The following is a 22,169-nucleotide window of genomic DNA, read 5'->3' as shown; positions in this document are numbered from 1 at the left end:
GATGCATAAACGGCTCGCATTTATCGACACGCTGCGCGGCATTGCCGTGTTGTCGGTCCTGGTCCAGCATGTGTTCGAGGTGATCGTCGAGAAGCACCCGACGGGCGCCTATTACTGGCCCATCCACGATTTGTTCGGCTACTACATGAACTTTGGCCGGTTCGGCGTGGTGTTGTTCTTCTTCGTCAGCGGCTTCGTCATTCCGTTCAGCTTCCCGGACAGCGCCACGCCCGTGCGGGATTTTTCGATCAGCCGCTTCTTCCGGCTCTACCCGGCCTACTGGACCTCGCTCGTGGTCGGGCTCGTGACGATGCAGCTGATGGATTCGAAGATCTATCCGCTCGGGCAGATCGCCGCGAACGTGACGATGTTGCAGACCTTCGTGAACGTCCCGAACCTCTGGGTGTTCTATTGGACGCTGGCGATCGAGCTGCTGTTCTATGTCGGATGCACCATTCTGTTTGCGATGGGGCTGCTGAACCGGCGCTTCACGGCGGTGACGATCGTCGTTGCGGCCGCGCTGGTCGGAACCACCGCTGCGCTCCTGGTGGAGAACAGGGCGGTTTCCTCGGTGATGGAGGTCGGGCTGAATCTGTCGGCGATGTTCCTGGGCAAGATCATCCGCGACACCGTCATCGGCGGAAAGCTGCGATGGTCCCACGTGGCGGTCTGCACGCTCCTGTATGCGATCTTCGCCATCACGCTGGCCGACCGGCGGTTCGGAGGCGTGTACCACGAGAACTTCTTCTACAGCTATTCGATCGCATCGGCCTATGTCTGCGCGGCGCTCGTCTTCATCGGCTTTGCCGTGTTCGGTGAGAGAATGGCGTGGCGGCCGATGGCATTCGTCGGCGTGATCAGCTATTCGGTCTACCTGATGTCGCCGTTCGTGCTCGTCTTCATCCATCGCCTCGTCTGGTTCGGCGACGGGCCGCTCGGATGGTCGATCTTCATGACCCTGATCCTGGCGTTGTCGATCCTCGTCAGCTGGATGACGTTTACATTCGTCGAGAAGCCCAGCATCGCCTTCGGACAAAGGTTCCGATCAGCACGGCGAAAAAAGGTCGTTCTTGAGCCCGTCCTCAGTACTCAGGGTGCTGCAGAGTGAGTAACGCGCTGCACCAGCCGGGCGCCGCCTACGACGGATCGTTCGTTCCCTCGGTCCAGGGGCTTCGGGGGATTGCCGCGCTGAGCGTGCTGATGGATCATTTCTACGACATGCCGAAGGGGGGCATGTACGACATCCCGGATCCCGGCTTCCTGCCGCCGCTCTGGCTCTGGCTGCAATCGGTTATCAATGTCGGCGGGCATGGCGTCGAGCTGTTCTTCATGATCAGCGGCTTCCTGATCCCGGCGAGCCTGGTGCGGCACGGCTCGCTGCCGCGGTTCTTCTTCGATCGCGTCCTGCGCATCATGCCGGTGTTCGTGGTCCTGCATCTTGCGCTGTTCGCGATAGGTCCGATCGTCGGCTACAAGTTCTTCCGTGGCATCGATCTGACCGGCTATCTCGGGATTTTCGCGGCCAATCTGTTCTTCGTGCAGGACGCGCTTGGCTTGCCCATTGCCCAGCAGAATGCCTGGACACTGACCTATGAGTGGGCGTTCTACATCTGGTTTGCGCTGACATTCTCGATGTGGCGCGGCGGGGGCAAGCTGCTGGCGGCGCCCCTGATCCTGCTGGGTCTGGCCTGCCTGATGCACTGGCCGATCACGGCGTTCTTCTGCATCGGCATGCTGTTCAGCGCCACCGGGTTTCGCATCTCCATTCCCGGACGGGTCGGCCTGCTCGCGGGCCTCGCCTGCGGAGCCGCCCTGTATGCGAGCCTCGTGCTGTTTCACCCGTTCGTGGGACTCCTTCCCGGATTCCTGCTGTTCGGCATGGTGCTTGCTCCGGAGTCGGGCCTGGGCAGGGCTCTAAGTGCCCCGGCACTGCAATATGTCGGCAAGATCAGCTACAGCCTCTATCTCGTGCATCCCTTCGTGCTCTTTCCCCTGCAGGTGATCGGCCTGAAGCTGGTCGCCGCCGGCGTCGATCGCTGGCTGCTGTGGGCCGCGTTCATCGTGCTTGGGCTGGTGATGTCATTGGTTGCAAGCGCGATCAGTTATGAGCTGATCGAGGTCAGGTTGAGGCGCCTGCTGGACGGCGCGATCCGCGGCATGTTCTTTCGACCGCTGAAGGTCGGGCAATCGGTTTGAGCGACCGCGTGCCCGTCGCGGTCAGCTCACGGTACGGCCGGCGAGCTTGTGATAGGACCCCAGCAGCTGTCCGGCGATGTGGTCCCAGTTCAGGATGCCGGCCGCGGTTTGCCGTGCGCCATCCGTCAATGTCGCGGCAAGCGGCTTGGAGGTCAGCACGCGCTCGAGTGCATCGGCCAATGCAGCGGCATCCCCTGGAGGAACCAGCAGCCCGTTGACTCCGTCGGCGACGACGTCGGGAATGCCGCCGGTGGCGCTGGCAACGACGGGACGAGAATTGCCGTAAGCGGAGGCAAGCACACCGCTCTGTGTTGCATCCTTGTAGGGCAAGGCGACCACCGTGGCGGATTGAAACAGCTGTCCGGTGTCCGCGGGCGAAATGTAGGCGTTGATGGTCTTGACCGTCGGCATCGCTTCCATCCGCGCGCCGAGCCGTGTCATCTCGGGGCCGCGCCCGGCGACGATCGCCTCATGCGCCACACCGCGCCGGGCCAACATGTCTATCGCGTCGATGAAGACGTCGAGGCCCTTGTAGGCCCACATTCGTCCAAAAAACAGGATGCGAGCGGCTTCGGGCGCGGTGACCGCATCTCGGGCCGGTGGAACCATGAGCACGCCGTGCATGCTTGAGACCGTTCCGCCCTTGAAGTCGGGCGAGGCGCGACGAAAATCCGCAATACAGCTCTCGCCATGCGTCGTGACGATCGACGCGGCGGCACGCATGTGCCCGCGCCAGGCGTCTTCACGCGGCGAGGTGCCGGAGCCGCCTTCCGAATGCGGGATAGCATCGTGAACTGTCAGCACCAGGGGAATGCCGAGGGGTCGAAGGAACTGAATCAGCTTGGACGTATAGATCTCCGGAACTTCGTGACAATGAACGACGTCCGGACGAAACGAAATTATGTCGAGGAAAGAAGCCGGGATGCCAATCACGCCACCGCGGCGCAGGCTCAAATCGCGAACCCGGGTCTCGAAGGGAGCCGCCACGGCGATGTCGGCCAGTTCCCATTGCTGGTTGGCGTCCTTGCGGTTGAGCACGAGCCTGACGTCGCAATGGTGAGCCAATCCCGAAGCGAGCCGATAGGAATATTCCGCAAAATGCGGGGCGTAAATCGCCACGCGCAAGCGTTTGGAGCTACGGAGAGAACGCGGGGCCGGCGAATTCATCAAGGCATCCATTTTGCATCACATCGCAGAGAGCGATTGGAGTGTAGTCCACGATTTGAACTCACTTCCACTCTAAATCGGAATCGTGATGGCGCTCATCTGATTGCCATCACTCCGTCGTATTGTAGCGAGCAATCAGTCGCCGTTGTGAGCGGCGACAAGCGGTAGCGTGTCATCATCATTGCCGCGTCGTCTGGATCGGAATTGGGTCGAATTGTTGATGAACGTCACTCGAGGCAGGCAACATCAGGTCGTGGTGGCGCTGTTTTGGTCGCTCGCGCAGAATTGGGGCGGCCGCGCATTGTCGTTCGTGCTGTTCCTGGTATTGGCGCGACTGCTCGATCCCGCGGATTTCGGACTTGCGGCGCTGGTCGCCTTCATCCTGCTGCTTTTGAGCTCCATCGCGGAATTCGGCTTCGGTGATGCATTGATCCAGCGGCGGACGCTCGAGCCCGCCGATGTGACGCTGCCGTTCTTCTGCTCGTTTGCTGCCTCAGTGCTCCTGGCCGTTCTGATCGCATTGCTGGCGACGCATATCGAGCAATGGTTCGACGTGAAGGGGCTCGCGCCGCTGCTGACGGCCGCCAGTCTCTCGCTTCCGATCGGCACCGCGACCCTGTTCCAGGAGGCGCTCTACAAGCGCCAGATGGATTTTCGGGTGCTCGCAGTCAGGACCATGGTGGCGACAGCCATCTCCGGCGTCGTGGGGATCGCCTGTGCCTATGCAGGGTTTGGCGCCCTCAGCCTCGTGATCCAGGTGGTCGTGCAGAGCGCGATCAGCGGCTTATGGCTCTGGAGCCAACCGCGATGGTTGCCGATGCGCGGCTACGATCTGAAGAGCTTTCGCGAGCTCTCCGGCTACAGCATCCACGTCATGCTGAACAGGCTGCTGGACTTCGCCATCGTTCGGACGATCGACATGATCATCCTGTCGCTCTATGGCGTCGCCGCCCTCGGCATCTACACGGTCGGCGCGAGGGTCTACATCATCCTGATGCAGTTGCTCACCCAGGCGGTCATGGACGTGGCGCTGAGCGCCTTGTCCAAAATCGCGCACGAGCGGGACCGCATCGCGGGCGCCTATTTGCGCAGCGTCAGTCTCGGCGCACTGATCGGATCTCCGGTCTTCGTGCTCCTCGCGGCGATCGCGCCGGAGTTCTCCCTGCTGCTGTTCGGTGCGAAGTGGGGTGGCAGCGAAGCGGTGATGCGGCCGCTGATGCTGATTGGCGCGGTCCAGACGGTGCAGTTCGTCAACAGCGCCTATTTTGGCGCTCTGGGCAAGCCGAACTACGTCTTTCTGCTCAACATCCTCAAATTCTGTACGGTCGTGCCGGCAATGTTCCTGCTTCCCTCGCGCGACATTGGTCAACTGGCCACGATCTTCGCATTCTCGCAGCTCGTGGTGACCCCCGTCACGTTTGCGCTGGCGCTCCGGCTGTTGGGCTTGAGCTGGAGCCAGTTTCTGCGCCCCATTGCGGGATGCCTTTGCGCCATCGTTCTGGCTTACGGCGCGGTCGTGCTGTGCCGGGAGGCGACGCCGGGCATGAATCCCTATTTGCGGATTGGACTGCTGGCGTCCTGTTTTGGCGCGACCTATTTGACGGGCATTCTGCTGTTCTGGCGGAAGCAGCTCCTTTCCCTGATTGATTTCGTCGTGAAGCGCGGTGCGACCGCCTGATGAAGACGAGGAGGACGTCGTGAAGCAATTGATCCCGGTGCCCGTACGCAGGCAGCTCCGAGGCTGGCTCAACAGCGCGAAGAATACGCCGTTGGCACTCGATCTGCTCGAACTGCGCAGGTGGCAGATCGCCCGGAGAGACGTCGGCGTCAACGTCGCGCCGCGCAACGATCCGCGCCGGCTCGTCGTGCTGCCTTCCGATCCCTGGAGCGTTCGTCAGTCGCGGGGCGATGAGGCGATGATCGAAGCGGCCACCGGGGAGGTGAAGCGGACCTATCCGAACCTCGAGATCTACATCGTCACCGCGACGCCAACGGCCAGTGCGGACGTGCGCGCGATGGGTTTCAAGCCGCTCGAACTCTGGCGACAGCCGTTCTCATACGAGACCGTGGCGCAGGAGCTGTCGCTCACCAGGCCGGATTTCGGATTGGTTCTGGGGGCCGACGTGCTCGACGGCTACTATTCGCCGGTGGATGCCGCGCGCATGCTGCTCGTTGCAGACTTGATGGCTGCGTTCGGCGCCAAGGTCAGCGTGCTCGGCTTCAGTTTCAACTCCCGGCCGGCGAAGGCGCTGCGCGAGGTGTTCCGGCTGCTGGACCCGGGCGTGGTCCTGAATCTGCGCGATACAATATCTCTCCAGCGTTTCGACGATTTTGCCCGGAAACGCGCCCGTCTGGTTGCCGATGCGGCGTTCATGCTGACTCCGCGGGCGGATACGGCCGCGGTGAAGCAGATCGCTGCCACGATCGCGCGACAGCGCGAGCAGGGTCGCAAGGTCTTCGTCTTCAACATCCATCCGATGTTGTTCAGGAAGCCGGAGCCGGCCAAGCTGCGGCAAATGATAGAGCTCGCCGCGGGCGCCATGGAGCGGCTGTCTCGCGAGCACAATGCAAGCTGGTTGTTGCTCGCTCACGACTACCGCCCCGAGATCGCCGACGACAATTGCCTACGGCCGCTGGCTGACCGCCTGAAGCCCACGCTCGGCGATCACGTGCATCATGTCGATCAGGCGCTGTCGGCGGGCGAGATCAAGGCCGTTGTCGGTCTGGTCGACGGCGTGATCACCGGCCGCATGCATCTGGCGATTGCGGCGCTGGGGCAGGGAACGCCCGTCGCAGCGATTACCTATCAGGACAAGTTCCAGGGCCTGTTTGCGCACTTTGGCGTCAGCGAATCGCTGTTGCTGTCGCCGGCCCAATTCCTGGTCGACGACAGTTTTGAGAAGTTTGTGCTGCAGTTCCTTGGCGCGCACGAAGCCGTCGGTGAGAAGGTACGTCAGATGCTGCCGAATGTCATGGAGCTGTCCCGCGCCAACATCGCACCGCTACTGGGCGAGAGCGCGATGCGCACGGTGCAGGAGGCCGGCGGCAAGGTCGCCTGAACGCCCTTATGTCGCCGGCAGACGTCAGTTGACCGCCCGCTCGGTGTTTTCAAAGCGCACGGGGGTGTCGGCTGCGGCCCGCTTGCGCGAGGACGTGGCACCAATGTCGGCCCAGCGGTTGATGAAGCGCCGCGCCGGATTCTCGAAATAGGCGTAGGTGCGGTCCGCGGCGATGGTCAGGACCGCACAGCACGCCAGGGCGAAGAGGCCGAACTGATCGGGACGCAGTCCGAGCCAGATCCACAACGGCTTGAACACGGCAATGAGGATGGCATCGTGCAGCATGTAGATCGCATATGAGGTGTTGCCGAGCCGTCCGAGCAGGCGGGCGCCCGGAAACTCCTTGAAGGCGCTTTCGCCGACCGCAGTGAGCAGGATGGCGCAGGAGAACAGCAGGATGGCGAGGTCCGGCTTGGCGAAGACGTTGAGGACGAGCACGGAGAGGCCGAACGTGCCGATGCCGGCGAAGATCATCCGCTTGTGCCGGTAGGGATGCGACATCCGGAATAGAATGGCGAGCAGGATACCGTTCAGAAAGCTCGGCAGTGCGCGGAGCATCCCGTAATCGAAATTGGCGCCATACATTTGCGACCGTTCCTGCCAGATCGGCAAATGGCCGTGGGCAAGGACCAGATAGAGCGCGGCCACGATCGCGCCGAGCACGATCGGTTGCATCTTGCGTGCAAGCAGCATCAGCAGTGGAAAGATCAGATAGCAGAAGAACTCCGCGCTGATCGACCAGGACGGCGAGTTGAAGCTGAGATGGTCGGTGACGCCCCACGCCTGGAGCAGCAGAAGGTTGTACAGGAAGTCCAGCGGGGTCGAGCGGGCCGTGCGCTCCAGGCCGACGCCGATGAGCACCACGAAGATGAGCAAGCTCAGCAGATGCAGCGGATAGATCCGTGCAATACGCCGGATCATGAAGCGGGAATAGGCCGCCACGCCACGTGCATCGGACGGGTAGGAATAGGAGATCACGAAGCCGGACAGGATGAAGAACATGTCCACGAACAGGCCGTAGGACCCGTTCCAGGCCGGCGAAATGCCCGTGTCGATCAGCTTCAGGTGGAAGATGAAGACCCCGAGCGCAGCGACGAAGCGGTAGAAGTCGAGAACGACAAAACGTCTTGCTTCACTTGCTTCCATCGGGCCTCGAAGTCCTTGCGCGGTTCGTCTCGCTTCTAGAGACGAATTGTGACGCAAGTTCGCTGGATGGAGCGGGGAAGGTGGCGTGATCGCGGATCGGTCGGCCTTGAGTTCCTCGAGACCATCTTGTCCGGGAAGGGAACGACTTCATCGTCCCAATTCTGCCTCTTGATGAGGCAGGCGCCTAATGAGCGGGCCGGGACCTTGGCTGGTCCCGGCCCGTGTCAACATTTATGCGTCCTGTCGTCAGTGCGCCGTGCTCAGACGAACAAGAAATCGTGGCTCGTCAGGCTGCTGACATAGACGTTCTTCAGCAGGATCGAATCATTGGCCGAGAACGTGATCAGCGCATTCGTGCCGGACTGCGTGATCTGCAGGTGACTGTAGTCAGCGGCCAGGAGCTTCGAGATCTGGACCACGTCGTGGGTTGTGCCGTCACCGGCCTGGAAGTTGAGGATCTGGTCCTGGCCGTGATCGTAGGCAACCGTTGTCGAGTTTGGCGCGGCCGAGAACACGTCATTGCCCGCCCCGCCCTGGATCGTCACGCCGCCGGCGACGGCTGTGACATTGTGGGTGCCGTCGGCCTTGGTCTGGTCGAAGAATTGCAGCGCGCTGGCGGAGTTGTAATTCTCGTGCTGCGTCGTCCCGGTCTGTCCGTTGAAGTTGAACAGGAAGACGTCCTTCGAGCCGTCGGTGTTGTTGGCGATCTCCTGGGTCTTGGTGCCGGCGCTGTTGTAGATGTCGGTCAGCTTGCTGCCGTCGTCATGGATGACCTGGGTATAGTCCAGGGTGCCGTCGGCGTGCGTCCGGGTGAGCTCGACCATCTTGCCCGAGGCATCGAGGTGCTGATGCTGGGTCGTATAGGACTGCCCGGTGATGTTGTAGTTCCAGTTGTCGGATGTGCCGTCGGCGTTCTTGATGTAGGCAGCGCTCTTCACGCCGCCGGCATAGACGGTCGTGGAGCTGTAACCGTCGCTCTTGGTCGTTACCTCACTGGTGATGACGCCGTTGGCATCGTACCAGTCGGAGGTCTTGGTGCCGTCGGCGCTCTGCTCCAGCGTGAAGGCCAGGCTGTTGTCCGCGTGGGTGCGAACAATATCGGTGAGGAAGCCGGTGGAATCGTAACTGTCGTGCTCGTTCGTGTAGTTCTGGCCGACGACGTTGAACTGGAAGACGTCCTTCGACCCGTCGGCGTGGTAGTCGGTTTCCGTCTTCTTGACCCCTGATGCATCGTAGTTGGTCACCACGCTGCTGCCGTCGCTGTTGACGACCTGGGTATAGTCGAGCGAGTTGTCGGCATGCCAGCGGGTCACCTCGGTGGTCTGGCCGGATGGATCGAGGTGCTGGTACTGCGTGGTATAGCTCTGCCCGGTGATGTTGTAGCTGTAATTGTCGTGACTCATGTCCGCGTTGGTGATGTATGCCGCGGTCTTCACGCCATTGGTGTACACCGTGGTCGAGCTGTAACCGCTCGGCTTCTGGACCACCTCGCTGGTCAGCGCGCCGCTGGCATCGTACCAGTCCGTGGTCTTGGCCCCATCGGCGCTCTGCACCAGCTTGAACGCCATGCTGCCGTCGGCGTGCTTGCGAATCAGCGTGGTGAGGAAGCCGGTCGCATCGTAGATGTCGTGTTCAGTCGTGTAGGTCTGGCCGGTGATGTTGAAGAGGAAAACGTCCTTGCTGCCGTCGGCGTGATAGTCGGTTTCCTTGGTCCGCGTTCCCGCGGCATCATAATTGGTGACGACGCTGCTGCCGTCGCCGTTGATCACCTGGGTATAGTCGAGCGTGCCGTCGGCATGCTTTCGGGTGACGGCGGTGACCTTGCCCGTGGGATCGACGTGCTGGATCAGCGTGGTGTAGCTCTGGCCGGTGATGCCGTAGGCATAATTGTCCTGGCTGCCGTCGGCATTCTTCACGTAGGCGTTGGTCTTGACCCCGTTGCTGTAGAGCGTGGTCGAGGAGAAGCCGTCGGCCTTCTGGATCACCTCGCTGGTGAGGCTGCCGGCGGCATTGTACCAATCGGTCGTCTTGGTGCCGTCGGTCGTCTGAGTGAGCTTGAAGGCGAGGCTGCCGTCGGTGTGCAGCCGCGTCAGGCTGGTGAGAAAGCCAGTCGAATTGTAGACATCGTGCTCGGTCGTGTAGTTCTGGCCCGTGATGTTGTAGGTCCAGACATCCTTGCTGTGGTCGGCATGATAGGCGGTCTCGACCAGCTTGACGCCGGTGGCGCTATAGGTGGTGATCACGCTGCTGCCGTCGGCGTTGTAGACCTGCGTCGAGTCCAGCGAGCCGTCGGCATGGCTGCGGGTCACCGAGGTGACCTTTCCGGATGCATCGAGATGCTGCACCTGGGTGGTGAAGCTCTTGCCCGTGATGCCGTAGGTGTAATTGTCTTGCGAGCCATCGGCATTCTTGACGTAGGCGGCCGTCTTCACACCGCTCGTGTAGAGCGTGGTGGAGTAATAGCCGTCGGACTTCTGGACGACTTCGCTCAGAAGGGTTCCGGCCGTGTTGTAGGTGTCGGTGGTCCTGGTTGCGTCGGTGTCGACATGAACGAATTTCGTCTTCACGCCGCCGGTGTAGCTGATCAGGTCCTTGGAACCATCGGTGTAGGCGACGGTGGTCGAGGTCGGCTGTCCGCTCGCATTCAGGCCAGTGTCCGACTTCGACACAAGCGTTCCGCTGGCGTTATAAGTCTTGGTGTTGCTCCAGGTTGCGGCCGAGTTCGTCACCGAGAACGAGTAGCCGCCCTGGATCTTGGAGAGGGCGCTGCCGTAATGGGCGATCATGTAGTCCATGGTCGCCTTCGAGGCGACCGGAAGGACGTGCGAGTCGGTCAGCGTGATGGTCTGCAGGGCCGTGGAGTCGCTGAGGTCGGACAGTTGCGGCACGATCTCGGCGGCCGTGCCGCTGACAGTGGTCCTTGTATCCGGCGGAGTCGTGGTCGTTGGAGGCGCATCGATCTCGATGATCAGCGGGTGATCGCTGACCGGGATGGTGATCGTGCTGACGTCGGTGTAGCTGGCGATCGCCGTGGTCCCCGTCAGCGTGTCGTACACCTTCACCGAATGATGCACGCCGCCGAGATTTACCGTGACGGTCTCGGTCGGATTGGAAATCTCGGTGTCGTTGGCGTCCTTCCAGAGCTTCGGCTCCGCCCACACGACGAGCTCGTAGGCGCCGTTGCTCTTGCCGAGCACCATGCTGTTGCCTGTGGCTGGCATGTTGCTCAGGGTGTAGTTCAACGGATCAGTCGGCTGCAGGCCGCCCTTGCCGTCGTCGGCCAGAATGGTGGTCAGGTTGTGAATGGCGGTCGCGGCGAGCTTCGGCGTCCCGTCGGAATTGAACAGTCCGAAATTGGCTTCGGGATTGGTATTGCCGGCGGAGGAGTCGCGGTCGAACAGCTCGTAGAGATAAGTCTCGCTGACGCCGGCCTTGTAGGCATCGACCAGGGTGTTCAGGATCGATTTGGCCTGCACCGTCTCGTTGACACCGAGATATTGGGTGTTGGCTTGCGTGGTGTAGCCGGTCTCGGTGATGACGACCGGCTTTCCCGGGGCCGCGGTCATCACTGCGCTCAGTGTCGCCGCAATCGAACTGCCGGTCGTCAGGCTGGTGCTGACATAGGCATGGGCGTTGGCGTAGTCGACCGAGCCCGACATGTCGCCGAGCTGGCTGTAGCCTTGCGGATCGTTGTAGGCCAGTGACAGATTGTAGACCGGGATGCTGCCGAGCGCGGCGTTGGCGTTGACGGCCTGATAGAGCGCGCTCTGGAACTGAGCTGCGGCGGTAAGGCTCGAGCTGCCGTTGTAGCTGAAGGGCTGGTGATTGGCCTCGTTGAGCCCTTCGATGGCGCTGATGCTGCCCGGGTGGCTCGCCGCGAACTTCTGGAGCGAGGCGATGTAGTTCTGCAGCCCGGCTGTGCCCGTCTGGGGCAGCGCCGACGACACCAGGAAGTCGAACTTGTAGCCGGCAGCGGCCAGACCCTCGACAACGGGTTGCGCGGCCGGGCTGGTCCCCATCGCGTCGCGGAGATGGGTGACGCCGAGATACTCGAGGTCATCGACCATCAGCGCGAGATTGTTGTAGCCGGTCCAGCCGAAGCCGGCGTGCGTGTTGACGCCGATGGAGTCGATGAAGCCGCTGGCGGACAGGATGGTTTGATCGGACATTGCACACTCGAGTTTCAGCGCGAACGAAATTGCTCGCAGGGATTGCGTTCAAGCTTCTCTGTCGAGTGTGAATTTCAGATAAAAATGGAAGCTACAAATCGCGAGCGAAACGAGGTTCCTTGTGCAGGAACAGACTTGCTCTGTGTTGCAGCAGAATATTGATGCGATGCCCGGGCAGCATGGCGTGAGGAAGGCGCTTTCAAGATTTTCGCGATTTGCGCTGCTGAATGTATGCGCAGGCCGCGCGAATTGGATTTTATATGACAGATCTGAGCGAGCGGTCGGCGCGCTCGCGGCGCGCGAGATCGGCAAGGAGCAGCAAGACATTTTCTCGCTGGCCGTCAATCGAAGTATCTTCGTCTCATTCCTTCGCAGCTCGCGCTTTCCTGCACGGGAAGTTCGCAGATGCCGCTTCCATGGGCGGTTAAACCAATCAATTTGCTCGCAATGGTTGTGGTTGCTCAGGGATGGTGCAGCGTTCGCCGCGGAAACTGCTGATGAAGACCCGGTTCCGTATCGGAACCAGATTCGCTTCGCATAACGCTGGTGCGGCCAATCAGCCGCGGCGGGCCAGCATTAGAAAATCTCCGCGCCATCCGATGACCGCCGTTGCAATCGCGGCGATCGCGATCTTGCCGGCCAGCCATGCCGCGGGCTCCGTCGGTATCGAACCGAGCGATCCGATCAGGATTGCGGCCACCCCCGCCTGCATGACCAACGGCCAGCGCGGGAGCGCCTCAAACCGCAGCGTGGGGCCGAGTGCGACCAGTATGGTCGCGAGCGTCGCGAGCGAAGCACAGCTGACTGCCGCTCGCGGCGACAGGCCGGCCGATACCGCGACCGCGGCGAAGGACACGACGAGGGCGAGCTGGCCGGCCGCGACGACGACGAGCCTGGTCGCCAGCTTCTCGAGGTGGGGAACGACCGCGATCGTCGCCTGCAGATGGGTGTGCAGGAAATAAAAGGCGGCGACCGTTGGGGCCGTCTCCAGAAAGCCATCCAGGCTGGCCTGCGGCACCAGGATACGGGCTGCATCTGGAATAAATCCAATCAGACCACCGAGCAGCACGAGGGTCGTGCAGATCATGAATTCGAACATCCGCCGCGCCGACTGCACCGATTTTGCGCTGCCTCCGTGTTCGAAGTCGTTGACCACTTCCGGATAGCTCACGGTGTGGATCGCTGCATTGAGGACCCAGAAGGGACGCTGCAGGAGGTCAAGCGCAATCGAAAAGCCCGCCCCGGCTCCGGTCGCACCCAGCTGGCCGACGACGATGACACGGAGCAGCACCGGCACCGACAGATGGATAACCGACGCGCCTGCCGCAAGCATGCCGTAGCGGGAGAAATCCTTCCAGTCGGCCAGCATCGTCTGCAGCGGGACGGGCTCCATCGGCGTGCGATAGGCGACAAGGCCGGCGAGCAGGCCGAGGGCGTGACCCGAGGCAATACCGAGCAGCGCCGCTTCCGCCGTTCCCGAGATCATTGCCCCCGCGGCGGCTCCGATCAGGAGGGCGGTGGCACGCAACGCAAGCAGAAAGGATGCGATGCCCAGCCGGTCGGACAGGCGGACCGACAGGAAGTAGAGATCCGTCAAGCCCTGTAGCACGGATATGCCGAGACCCAAGGCGACGATCCGCGTCGGGAGCACGCTGGCCAGAGACGCGCAACTCCCGACCACGACGAGCGCGGCTGCGCTCGACAGGCCTGCTGCAAACAGCGACCACCTCAGCCGCGCCGCCTCGTTTTCTTTGGCTGCCGCCAGAAACCGCAACCCGGCCAGCTGCAGCCACTCGAACATCAGGACGCAGAGCAATTGGCTCGAGGCCAGCGCGAGGGAAAAGTTGGTGTAGTCGGCGGCGGGCAACAGATGGCTGATCGCGAAGATCAGGATGATCGCCGCGGCGCTCTGGTAGACATAGCCCGCCATCGCGAGGAGGCGTGTCATCGCGGAATGAGGCGCTCCTTGCCGACGATCGACGGCCCCTGCGACGCTTCGGCCGTTGCTGCGCGCACGTGCGACATCCGCTGCTCGCGCAATTGTTCATACAGGTTCTTGTATGAAGACAGCACGTCAGAGAATATCCATTTGTTGGTATCCGCGATCAGGCGCCGGCTGATCTCGTCGATCTTGTGCGGATCGGCTGCGACCGCGAGCATGCTCCTGGCCAGGGATTGTGGATCGGCTTCGGTCAGCCAGCCGGTCACCCCGTGCTCGATGACCTCGGGCATGCCGCCGAAGCGCGTTCCGAGCAGCGGCCTGCCGGCAGCCTTGGCATCTGCGACGACGAGCGGACCGGGGTCGTGCCAGATGGAGGGCGCGATTACGACGTCGACCTGCTTGTAGAAATCGTCCGGCACCACGAAGCCCATGAACTCGATCCGCGCATCAGGCGCGAGCGCCCTGAGGCGCCGTTGCTCCTCCTCGCTGACCCGTCCGGCGATCATCATGCGAATCCGATCACGGGGCAGCTGAGCAAGGGCCTGCATCAAATTGTCGATGCCCTTTTCCTCGGTGAGGCGGCCGATAAACCCGAACGTCACTTCCGTGGTGCAGACCGGCCGAGGGTAGGGCTCGCGCGGCGGCTCGGTCGAGGCGTTGCGGATCACTGTGCGGATCGGCGTCTCCGAGAACATGCCCATGTCGGTATGAATGGACAGGACGCGCTCGCTCACGCCGACCACGGCGCTGAGCCAATGCGTGGCGCGCTTGCGATGAAAGCTCAGAATTCCGCAGCTCGTGCAGGTGTGCTCGCAGGACCGTCCGTTCTCGAAGCGGGAGCAGCGCGGGCAGGTCAGATAATAGTCATGAAGCGTATGGAGCACGGGGACCCCGAGCTGGGCGGCAACGCGCCAGACCGCGGTGGTGAGTCCCGACAGATTGTTGGAGTGCAGCACGTCCGGCTTGAAGGCCCGGATGCGTTCCGCGATCAGGGGGGCCTGCATCTGCCAGTCGTCGATCGCGTGCCAGATGCTGCGCAATGCGACGTTCTTCTGCTCCGTGAAGGGCAGATACACGTTTCGCACCGGCGCGGAATAGACGTTAATGCCGTCGCAGGTTTCCGGAGCCTGATGAGGCGTAGATGCGGCCCGGATCACTTCCACCTCGTCACCGCGTTGCACCAGGCCTTCGGCGAAGCGCCGGGCGAAGATCTCCGCGCCGCCGACGATCTTTGGGGCCTGAGGCGTTGGATAAAGCGTGGACGTCAAAAGAACTTTCATCGCGTCAACCTCATGTCTGCAAATCGCGTCTACCGCGCCGGCCTGATCTCCAGGGCGGGAACGGCACTGTCATTGGCGGCAATCAGAACCGGTGTGCTCGAAACGGGGATCCAGACCCCGGACGCAGGCCTTGCCGCCTGGTCGCACGGCATCGCAAAGCTTGCGCCCTGTTGATCGCCCTTGAGCCGGATCTCGTAACGTCGGTCCGGGGCCTCGGACCAGACCGCAATTCTGCCGCCGGAAGTCGTCGATGCATTGATCGACACGACGCCGCTGGCGAGCTCGCGGCGCTCGGCACTCAGGCTGGGGCGAATGAAGGCCCAGGCCCCCTGGGCCGCGCAGGCAACCGGCTTTGGCGAATTATCGAAACGATAGAGTCCGAAATTATCCTCCAGCTCCGACGGGTTCTTTCCACTGTCCTTGAGCTCGTAGAGCCACATGCCCTTGAGCCAGCGTGTCGCGGTCGACGCCCACAGGATCAGCTGCGCGGTATTGTCGGCCTGGGCCTGCTCGCTGACGCCGCATTTGTTGGTGGCCGTGGTCCAGCCCGTCTCGGTGACATAGATCGGGAAGTCAGGATTTCCGCTGGCCTGGCCGACCATACGGTGAAACGCCGTGAGCCGGTCGATGATCTCGGCCGACGTGCGTTTGCTCGGGCCCATGCAGAAATTGTAGAGATGGATCGAAGCACCGTCCGCATGCTGAAGAATGCCGGTTCGCAGCATCTTCTCCGTCCATGTCCAGCCCGGATCGTCGCCAAGAGCTCCGATCAGGAAAGGCGCATGCGGTGCTACGCGCTTCACCGCCGGCCGCGCGACTTGCGCGAGCGCCAGATAGTTCTCCGGCGAGAACGCCGGATCCTTCTTCGCCGCCAGATTCCATTCGTTCCAGAGTTCGAAGACCGGATGCTGTGCCACGACCGATTGCGCCGCCGCCGCGGCATAATCGGCGAACCGCTGCCGGGCCTCATCGGTGGTCGGTGGCGAGGAATTCGGAACCAGATGATGGCCGAAGGCGAGGATCAGGAGAGGGCGCGCGACGCCGGACCTGACCTGCGCTTCGAGCCTGCCGAGCCTGGGCGTGAAGCCCATCCGGCGTCCCCCCACCTCGAAATCGGACCAGGGAAAATCATCGCGGAAGGCGTTGAGGCCGAGTTGCTTGATCTGTGCGATGTTTTCCGAAGGAACGTATCCGCGCGCGCTCACCGGGCCACCCAGCCCCTGATGCGTGCCGACGCCCAGCAGGAATCGAGCATCGAGCGGTTGCGCCTGCTGTGCGCAGACAGAGACCGGCAGAAAAATGGATGCGATGAGGCCCGCGAGGCGGAAGCTGCCGCGAGCCAAGGTGCGTGAGAATATCATCGGGTAGTTCATGCTCGCGCGTGCTGCGTTCGCGCTGACACCCAGTCCGGTCCATGACATCGCCATCGCGATCTCCTGTATCTGCGACGGCAAGTGTGAACGTCGAGCCATCAGAAATTCTTGGAGAGGTCCGACCGCAGCCCCGCCTTCGCGTCGATCGGTGTCCGGTCGTCGTGGAGCAGCTCGGCATAGACCTGCTGCAATTGCCCATGCGTCTTCTGAACGTCATAAAACTGCTTGAACCGGTCGTAGCCGCGCTGTCCCAGCACCTTGAGGTCGAGATCGAGTGCTCGCCGGAAGCCGTCGACGAGCGGCTGGACCGCGACGGGCTCGCAAAGCACGCCGGTCACGCCATCGACGACGATCTCGGGCAATGCTCCGCTACGGAACGCCAGGATGGGTTTGGCCGCGCGCATCGCTTCCAGGGCAACGAGGCCGAAGGCTTCCCATCGTGACGGGATCACGACGAGGTCGGCGGCCTCGAGCTGGGTCTCGATGGTCGGGCGATCGAGCCAGCCCAGCAGGGACACGTTGGACGGGACGCTAGGGCCTTCGTACTTATTGACGACGGAGGCGCCGATCATGCGGATCTCCAACACATCCTCGAGCGAGCGTGCCGCCTCGATCAGGAGATCAAAGCCCTTCTGGCGGTCCAGTCGTCCGATGAACAGCACCTTGACCTTTTTGGACGTCCAGTCGGCCGCGACAGGCTGCGGTGTGCGGCTCTTCGAGATGCCGTTATGGACGAGGGTGAGGCGCTCGGCGGGAATTCCGGCGCGGACGGCTTCGTTGAACTCGTCGCTGGAGATGCAGATGATTCGGTCCGAGGTGCGTGCAAGGAGGTTCTCCGCCGCTTTCGTCACGAGATGACTGAGGCGGCCGGTCTCGCGTGAAAACGCCCAGCCGTGCGGGCAATAGACGACGCGCGGACCGTCGGAGCGGGCCGCCAGCGCCGGGCGCAGCACGAGGCCCGCAAACGAGGAATGCAGGTGGACGACATCAGGACGAAAGGCATCCAGCGCTTGCATGCTTGCGCGCAACATCTGGAATAGCCCGGCGATGCCGCGGCCGGATCGTTCGAACGTCGTAATCTGGTTGTCGTCGATCGCCGGAAGATCGCGGCGATGATCCGACGGCACGACGTAGTGCACGTTCCCGGTGCCGAAGCTCGCCTGTTGCTGTGGGTGCAACTCGTTCAGGTAGCTGGCAATCCCGCCCCGGATCGTCTCGGCGATGTGCAGCACTTTCATCGTTTGCCTTCCGTAGGGCCGCGTTGGAGAGCCGGACATCCTGTATCCCTGTTCTGAGTTCGCTAGCGTTCGCTAGTGCGAGAGACAGTTCCTCGAATACGTAGCGATATTGGGGCAGCGATGTGGTGATGTTGCGCCAAGCTCTTTGTGCGCACGATGGAAGAAACGAAAAATTCTCGTGGAACCAAGCGCACGTGCGCGAGTTGCAGCCAGTTGCAAATTGTTTGTGCGAAAACCGATGCCCGCGATAAGCGAAGTGCATCGAACTTCAAGCAGCGCTGGCAACGTTTGCCGATGGTGTGAGATGATCGAGCAACGACTTCGCCGACTTTTGCCACGAAAAGAACGCAACGCGTTCCTGCTGCCGCCGGCGCTCCTGATCGGAGATGGCGCCGATTGCCAATCTTTCGAGCATCAGTTGCTTCAACGATTCGGCATCATTGGCGTCAAAATACGCAGCGGCGTCGGCACACGTCTCCACGACGGCATCGGCCGTCGAGGCGATGACCGGGCAACCGAAGATCATCGCTTCGAGCGGCGGCACGCCGAAGCCCTCGTACAGCGAGGGAAACACAAATGCCGATGCATGCGCGTAGAGCGCTGCGATCTCGCTGTCCGTCAGACGCCCGGCGAGCAGCAGGCCGGCAGCGCCCTCGCCCGAATTGTCCTGAAAGACCTTGCTGTTGTCGCCGCCGACGATGACCAGCGGAACGTCAGTCCGGTCGAGCAGCTGGATGGCACGGATCGCGACCGAAAGATTCTTGTTCTTGGTTCTGGAGCCCACATAAAGAAAGAACTTCTGCGGCCGAACGCCGAGCCGGGCAATGATGTCGGGATCAGGGTTCGTCCTGGCGAAGTGTTCGGCGCTATTGGGGAAAACCGGGATCGCCGTTGCTGACAGATTCAGCACCTCGGCAAGCTCTTTGCGCGAAAAGGCCGATACGGTTGCGATGCTTGCGTGCCGGGCGAGCAGCCGGCCCATGGTTCGGTGAACTGCAAGATAGCGCCAGTTGAAGAAGTCGGGCCTGCGAAAGACTTGTGCGTCGTGGATCACCACAATGTGGTCGCGATGGAACACGGGGCCGGAATTGGCGAGACTGATCAAGCGGCCTCCCGCAGCGGCGCGCGCCAGGTCGATTTGGTCCCAGGCGTGCCCGCGCAACCGGCCGACGGCGCGAATCTTGATTCGCTCCAGCTGGAGCTGCTCGCTTGCATCCACGGGCGTCAGCAACTGCCAGTCTGCGTTCCGCAGCGCGGCGGGAGTTTGCTCCGACGCCAGAAGCACGTCGATCGCCTTGACGATCTCGGCGGCATAGCGCTGAACGCCGGTGAGCTTTTGCGACAGAAAGCGGCCGTTGATGAAGAATTTCAATTGGCTACCACATTGGTTGATCGGAGTCCGGGCCGACCTTGCGGCGAAGCAAGGCGGAGGACGGGCCGCAAAGGAGCAACCGTTAGGTACAGAAATATGACGCAGCCTCGCACAGTGGAGGCGCTCTGCCTGCATGGCTGGCGCTGCCTTGCTGCGTGCGAGGTCGCGGTGTAGATGTCCGCCATGAGTGACGATACCCACTCCCTCCGCAGCGGAGGGTTGACCGCGACCGTCAAGGCGCACGGCGCCGAGTTGTGCTCGTTGAAGGACGATGTCACCGAGTTCGTCTGGCAGGCCGGGCCGGAATGGCCGCGCCATGCGCCGCTGCTGTTTCCGATCGTGGGGCGCCTTGCCCGGGACGAATTGCGGCACCGGGGCAAGACATACCGGATGACCCAGCACGGCTTTGCGCGCGACAGCCGCTTTGCATGGGCGGAGCGCGGCGAAAGCCGCTGCACGCTGGTGCTCGAAGACAGCGAGACGACCCGCGCGCTCTATCCGTTCGCGTTCCGTCTGACCGCAATCTATGCGCTCGACGCCGCCGGCCTCGATCTGACACTTTCGATCGCCAACACCGGCAAGGAGACATTGCCGGCTTCGATCGGCGGCCATCCCGCCTTCAATTGGCCCCTCCGGCCCGAGAGCGCGAAAGAGGACTACGCGCTGACCTTTGCGAAGGTGGAATCGTCTCCCGTCCGCCGTCTTGATGGCGGGCTGCTGCGCGCGGCCGAGGAGCCTGGTCCCGTCAAGGGTAATCAGCTCGCCTTGTCCGAATCCCTGTTCGTCGATGACGCCATCATCTTCGACCGGATCGACAGCAACGCGGTCCGCTATGCTGCGTCCTCCAGCCCCTGGCTGAAAATGTCCTGGCGCGGCTTTCGCGAGCTCGGCGTCTGGTCGAAACCGTCGGGCGCGCCGTTCCTCTGTATCGAGCCCTGGCGCGGCTATGCCAGTCCCGCCGGCTTTGACGGCGAATTCACGGACAAGCCCGGCCTGATGCATATCGCGCCGGGTGCGGAAGAGCGCTTGTCGTTCCGGATCGAGGTCGGAACGTCTTGAGGCCGAAGGGCGAACCGATCGTCGGCCCTCAGACCTCGATGCGCGTGAGATCCTCGCCGAGCACGACCGGCCCCGCATAATCCCGCCGGACATCCGCAAGCAGCGCGTTCAGCATGACATCGTCGGCGCGCGGCCGGTGATGGGTCAGCGCGAGCTTCTTGACGCCGGCCTTGGCCGCAACCTTGCCGACGGCGTCGCCGCAGGCGATCGTGAATTTCGCAAGGCGGCGGAGGTGCTCGTTGTTGATCTCCGGCGTTGCGAGAAAACAGCACTGGACAAGCAAATCGGCTCCCTCAGCCAGCCGCTCGAGCCCGGGGCAGGGGACCGTGTCGCCCGAAATTGCAATGACCTTGCCCTCCGCTTCGAAGCGGTAGCCGAGACACATCCATCGCGCGAGAAAGGCCGGCGGCATGTCGAGGCCGTCGCCATGCGACACCAGCTCGGCGCTGATCTTCCAGCGCCCGGTGTCGAGAACGGGCCCTGGTATGATGTCCGTCGCGACGACGGGTTTCCAGCCGCCGAAGGCCGGCTCGCCCTTATCGCGCCAGGTGATGTCCTTGTCGTAGACCTGCGTGATCAGCGTGTCGACGAGCCGCTCGGTATCCGGCGGTCCATAGACGCGCAGCTCGTCCTTGCGTCCGTGCATCCATGAATTCAGCATCACATCGTAGAGGTCGCCGATGTGGTCGAAGTGATGATGCGTGAGAAAAACCGTGTTGATCGCGCCGAGCGGAACGCCGGCCTTGCTGAGCTGCACCACAACGCCGCGGCCTGCGTCGAACAGGATATTCTCGTCGCCGAGCCTGATCAGGGTGGTCGTCGCCATGCGGCGCGGGTCCGGCCGCGGGCCGCCGGTGCCGAGCAGTATGACCTGCATGGTGCCTACTCCAGCGTGAAGTGTCTCCACAGTAGAGTTTAAGGCGGCAATGAAGCAAGCCGCATCGGGCCGGCAGGGACGGAGCGGGGGCGTTCAGCGCGTGCCGGCCGCAGTGGCGGCGATGGTCGGCGGGAGGATTGATCGGTCCGATCCCGCCGATGTCAGACGGTGCGCCAAATCCTGCGCGCGCCGTTCGACCAGATGCCAGGTCGCGCGCGCGACGAGATAGCTCAGCGCGGCGGTGACGACATAGGCGATGAGCAGCGAGACCAGTCCATCGGCGAGCGGCCAGATCTGATGCAGGCCGTAGATCACCGCGAAGTGCGACAGGTACATCGAATAGGAATTGCGGCCGAGCGCCTCGAGTGGCTGGAAGCGGATCGCAAGCTTGATGCAGCCGGCAACCAGCGCGCCGAGCACGAGGTTGATCATGAGATAGTTGAATTCGTGCGAGCCGGTTATGCGGTTGGCGACGAAGGACAGCGCGATGAAGACCGCGTAGATCGCTGCGTCCGACCGGGCAAACCCGTCGCGCAGCGCGAAAAACAGCGCGCATCCGACCAGGAAGACCGGAAGCTGGTTCAGGAAGCTGATGTGCAGCGTGGTCCAGACGAACGCTTCGTGACCGGGACCGTAATAGGCGGAGAACAGCGCGAAGGCCCACGGCTTGAACAGGCAGACATTGACGAGATGCAGCACGATCGCCAGCGCGAGATAGAGATGGCGGCGCGAGCCGAACGCGGTGATCAGAAGCGGGAAGACGAGATAGAAGGTCATCTCGGCCGCGATCGACCAGTCGCCGGGCACGACGCTGTTGACGCTGTCCGGCCAGAAGCCGTGCAGGAACGTCGCAGTCAGGATCACTTGAGCTGCCCCGATGCCGCCAGGCGCGTTGTCGCTCGGCCCGGTGCCGTTGATGACGAGGTAGATCGGGATCGCGAGCCAGAACAGTGGCGCGATGCGCAGGAAGCGGCGGATATAGAACTTCCGCGTCGGACTGGTTTCGACGCGCCGCGTCCACATCAGGCACATCGTCATGGCGCTGACGAAGTAGAACACGTTGACGCCGGTCCAGCCACACATGAAGGCGTAGTCGACGGCGTGGATATTTGATGGAAACGACTGCGAGACGTGGATGGCCATCACGCCGGCGATGGCGAGGCCGCGCAGGACATCGAGCGTGTGCGAACGGCCGAACGGCGCCGTGCCTTGCTCGGTTCGACCGGCAGCCAACCGGGCCTGCCCCTGCATCACGTCTGCTCCGTGGTTCCACATTGTGCGGGCGGGACAA

Annotated in this window: 16 protein-coding genes; 6 read left to right on the top strand and 10 right to left on the bottom strand. The window is 62.6% G+C overall.

The window, feature by feature from the left end:
• The first annotated feature begins 1 nt into the window (after nucleotide 1).
• Nucleotides 2-1,108 carry an acyltransferase family protein gene (locus tag XH81_RS29355; protein WP_028141804.1) on the top strand — a complete coding sequence of 369 codons (1,107 nt, stop codon included), beginning with the start codon at nucleotides 2-4 and terminating at the stop codon, nucleotides 1,106-1,108.
• Nucleotides 1,105-2,196 (top strand): acyltransferase family protein, encoded by a 1,092-nt coding sequence (locus tag XH81_RS29350; RefSeq protein WP_038972556.1) that lies wholly within the window; start codon nucleotides 1,105-1,107, stop codon nucleotides 2,194-2,196. Before XH81_RS29355 ends, XH81_RS29350 begins: the two co-directional genes overlap by 4 nt.
• A gap of 21 nt (nucleotides 2,197-2,217) precedes the next feature.
• Here the strand turns inward: XH81_RS29350 and XH81_RS29345 are convergent, their stop codons facing one another.
• Nucleotides 2,218-3,375 carry a glycosyltransferase family 4 protein gene (locus XH81_RS29345; protein WP_271596454.1) on the bottom strand — a complete coding sequence of 386 codons (1,158 nt, stop codon included), beginning with the start codon at nucleotides 3,373-3,375 and terminating at the stop codon, nucleotides 2,218-2,220.
• Nucleotides 3,376-3,583: 208 nt separating this feature from the next.
• Between XH81_RS29345 and XH81_RS29340 the strand changes: the two genes are divergently transcribed.
• Nucleotides 3,584-5,041 (top strand): lipopolysaccharide biosynthesis protein, encoded by a 1,458-nt coding sequence (locus XH81_RS29340; protein ID WP_028141801.1) that lies wholly within the window; start codon nucleotides 3,584-3,586, stop codon nucleotides 5,039-5,041.
• A 19-nt stretch (nucleotides 5,042-5,060) separates the two neighbouring features.
• Nucleotides 5,061-6,422, top strand: a complete 1,362-nt coding sequence (locus tag XH81_RS29335) for a polysaccharide pyruvyl transferase family protein (protein WP_244439140.1) — start codon at nucleotides 5,061-5,063, stop codon at nucleotides 6,420-6,422.
• 24 nt (nucleotides 6,423-6,446) lie between these two features.
• On the opposite strand, the gene XH81_RS29330 is transcribed toward XH81_RS29335, so the two are convergent.
• Both XH81_RS29330 and XH81_RS29325 read right to left on the bottom strand, forming a co-directional pair.
• On the bottom strand, nucleotides 6,447-7,568 hold the full coding sequence (locus XH81_RS29330) for an acyltransferase family protein (protein WP_028141799.1): 1,122 nt from the start codon (nucleotides 7,566-7,568) through the stop codon (nucleotides 6,447-6,449).
• 260 nt (nucleotides 7,569-7,828) lie between these two features.
• On the bottom strand, nucleotides 7,829-11,737 hold the full coding sequence (locus XH81_RS29325) for an RHS repeat protein (RefSeq protein WP_271596453.1): 3,909 nt from the start codon (nucleotides 11,735-11,737) through the stop codon (nucleotides 7,829-7,831).
• Nucleotides 11,738-11,858: 121 nt separating this feature from the next.
• On the opposite strand from XH81_RS29325, the gene XH81_RS29320 reads away from it, so the two are divergent.
• Entirely contained in the window at nucleotides 11,859-12,278 is a 420-nt protein-coding gene (locus XH81_RS29320; protein WP_131233094.1) for a hypothetical protein, read from the top strand.
• 15 nt (nucleotides 12,279-12,293) lie between these two features.
• Here XH81_RS29320 and XH81_RS29315 read toward each other — a convergent pair whose 3' ends face one another.
• The 5 genes from XH81_RS29315 to XH81_RS29295 all read right to left on the bottom strand — a co-directional run bounded on the left by XH81_RS29315 (nucleotide 12,294) and on the right by XH81_RS29295 (nucleotide 18,942).
• A complete protein-coding gene (locus tag XH81_RS29315) occupies nucleotides 12,294-13,685 on the bottom strand; it encodes a hypothetical protein (protein WP_028141797.1) in 1,392 nt (463 codons plus the stop codon).
• Nucleotides 13,682-14,959: a glycosyltransferase family 4 protein gene (locus XH81_RS29310; RefSeq protein WP_028141796.1), complete on the bottom strand. Its 1,278-nt coding sequence runs from the start codon at nucleotides 14,957-14,959 to the stop codon at nucleotides 13,682-13,684. The genes XH81_RS29315 and XH81_RS29310 overlap by 4 nt, the downstream gene beginning before the upstream one ends.
• Before the next feature lie 29 nt (nucleotides 14,960-14,988).
• Nucleotides 14,989-16,320: a hypothetical protein gene (locus XH81_RS29305; protein WP_271596514.1), complete on the bottom strand. Its 1,332-nt coding sequence runs from the start codon at nucleotides 16,318-16,320 to the stop codon at nucleotides 14,989-14,991.
• Nucleotides 16,321-16,430: 110 nt separating this feature from the next.
• Entirely contained in the window at nucleotides 16,431-17,570 is a 1,140-nt protein-coding gene (locus XH81_RS29300; protein ID WP_028141794.1) for a glycosyltransferase, read from the bottom strand.
• Between the two features lie 268 nt (nucleotides 17,571-17,838).
• Nucleotides 17,839-18,942 carry a glycosyltransferase family 4 protein gene (locus XH81_RS29295; protein ID WP_038951063.1) on the bottom strand — a complete coding sequence of 368 codons (1,104 nt, stop codon included), beginning with the start codon at nucleotides 18,940-18,942 and terminating at the stop codon, nucleotides 17,839-17,841.
• A gap of 183 nt (nucleotides 18,943-19,125) precedes the next feature.
• Between XH81_RS29295 and XH81_RS29290 the strand changes: the two genes are divergently transcribed.
• On the top strand, nucleotides 19,126-20,001 hold the full coding sequence (locus tag XH81_RS29290; protein WP_038972565.1) for an aldose 1-epimerase family protein: 876 nt from the start codon (nucleotides 19,126-19,128) through the stop codon (nucleotides 19,999-20,001).
• Between the two features lie 28 nt (nucleotides 20,002-20,029).
• On the opposite strand, the gene XH81_RS29285 is transcribed toward XH81_RS29290, so the two are convergent.
• Both XH81_RS29285 and XH81_RS29280 read right to left on the bottom strand, forming a co-directional pair.
• Nucleotides 20,030-20,878, bottom strand: a complete 849-nt coding sequence (locus XH81_RS29285) for an MBL fold metallo-hydrolase (RefSeq protein ID WP_038972566.1) — start codon at nucleotides 20,876-20,878, stop codon at nucleotides 20,030-20,032.
• 93 nt (nucleotides 20,879-20,971) lie between these two features.
• Nucleotides 20,972-22,129 carry an acyltransferase family protein gene (locus XH81_RS29280; RefSeq protein ID WP_271596452.1) on the bottom strand — a complete coding sequence of 386 codons (1,158 nt, stop codon included), beginning with the start codon at nucleotides 22,127-22,129 and terminating at the stop codon, nucleotides 20,972-20,974.
• Nucleotides 22,130-22,169: the final 40 nt, after the last annotated feature.

Source organism: Bradyrhizobium sp. CCBAU 25360, assembly GCF_028128695.1.
Classification (GTDB): Bacteria; Pseudomonadota; Alphaproteobacteria; order Rhizobiales; family Xanthobacteraceae; genus Bradyrhizobium; species Bradyrhizobium ottawaense.
The sequence above is the reverse complement of the archived record's forward strand: the minus strand, read 5'-3'. Positions and strand labels throughout refer to the sequence as shown.

What these genes read in the sequence shown, in the direction of transcription:
- XH81_RS29285 (WP_038972566.1), bottom strand. Translation starts at nt 20,878, where the DNA reads ATGCAGGTCATACTGCTCGGCACCGGCGGCCCGCGGCCGGACCCGCGC.
- XH81_RS29305 (WP_271596514.1), bottom strand. Translation starts at nt 16,320, where the DNA reads ATGATATTCTCACGCACCTTGGCTCGCGGCAGCTTCCGCCTCGCGGGC.
- XH81_RS29280 (WP_271596452.1), bottom strand. Translation starts at nt 22,129, where the DNA reads ATGCAGGGGCAGGCCCGGTTGGCTGCCGGTCGAACCGAGCAAGGCACG.
- XH81_RS29345 (WP_271596454.1), bottom strand. Translation starts at nt 3,375, where the DNA reads ATGGATGCCTTGATGAATTCGCCGGCCCCGCGTTCTCTCCGTAGCTCC.
- XH81_RS29310 (WP_028141796.1), bottom strand. Translation starts at nt 14,959, where the DNA reads ATGAAAGTTCTTTTGACGTCCACGCTTTATCCAACGCCTCAGGCCCCA.
- XH81_RS29315 (WP_028141797.1), bottom strand. Translation starts at nt 13,685, where the DNA reads ATGACACGCCTCCTCGCGATGGCGGGCTATGTCTACCAGAGCGCCGCG.
- XH81_RS29355 (WP_028141804.1), top strand. Translation starts at nt 2, where the DNA reads ATGCATAAACGGCTCGCATTTATCGACACGCTGCGCGGCATTGCCGTG.
- XH81_RS29330 (WP_028141799.1), bottom strand. Translation starts at nt 7,568, where the DNA reads ATGGAAGCAAGTGAAGCAAGACGTTTTGTCGTTCTCGACTTCTACCGC.
- XH81_RS29340 (WP_028141801.1), top strand. Translation starts at nt 3,584, where the DNA reads ATGAACGTCACTCGAGGCAGGCAACATCAGGTCGTGGTGGCGCTGTTT.
- XH81_RS29325 (WP_271596453.1), bottom strand. Translation starts at nt 11,737, where the DNA reads ATGTCCGATCAAACCATCCTGTCCGCCAGCGGCTTCATCGACTCCATC.
- XH81_RS29290 (WP_038972565.1), top strand. Translation starts at nt 19,126, where the DNA reads ATGAGTGACGATACCCACTCCCTCCGCAGCGGAGGGTTGACCGCGACC.
- XH81_RS29300 (WP_028141794.1), bottom strand. Translation starts at nt 17,570, where the DNA reads ATGAAAGTGCTGCACATCGCCGAGACGATCCGGGGCGGGATTGCCAGC.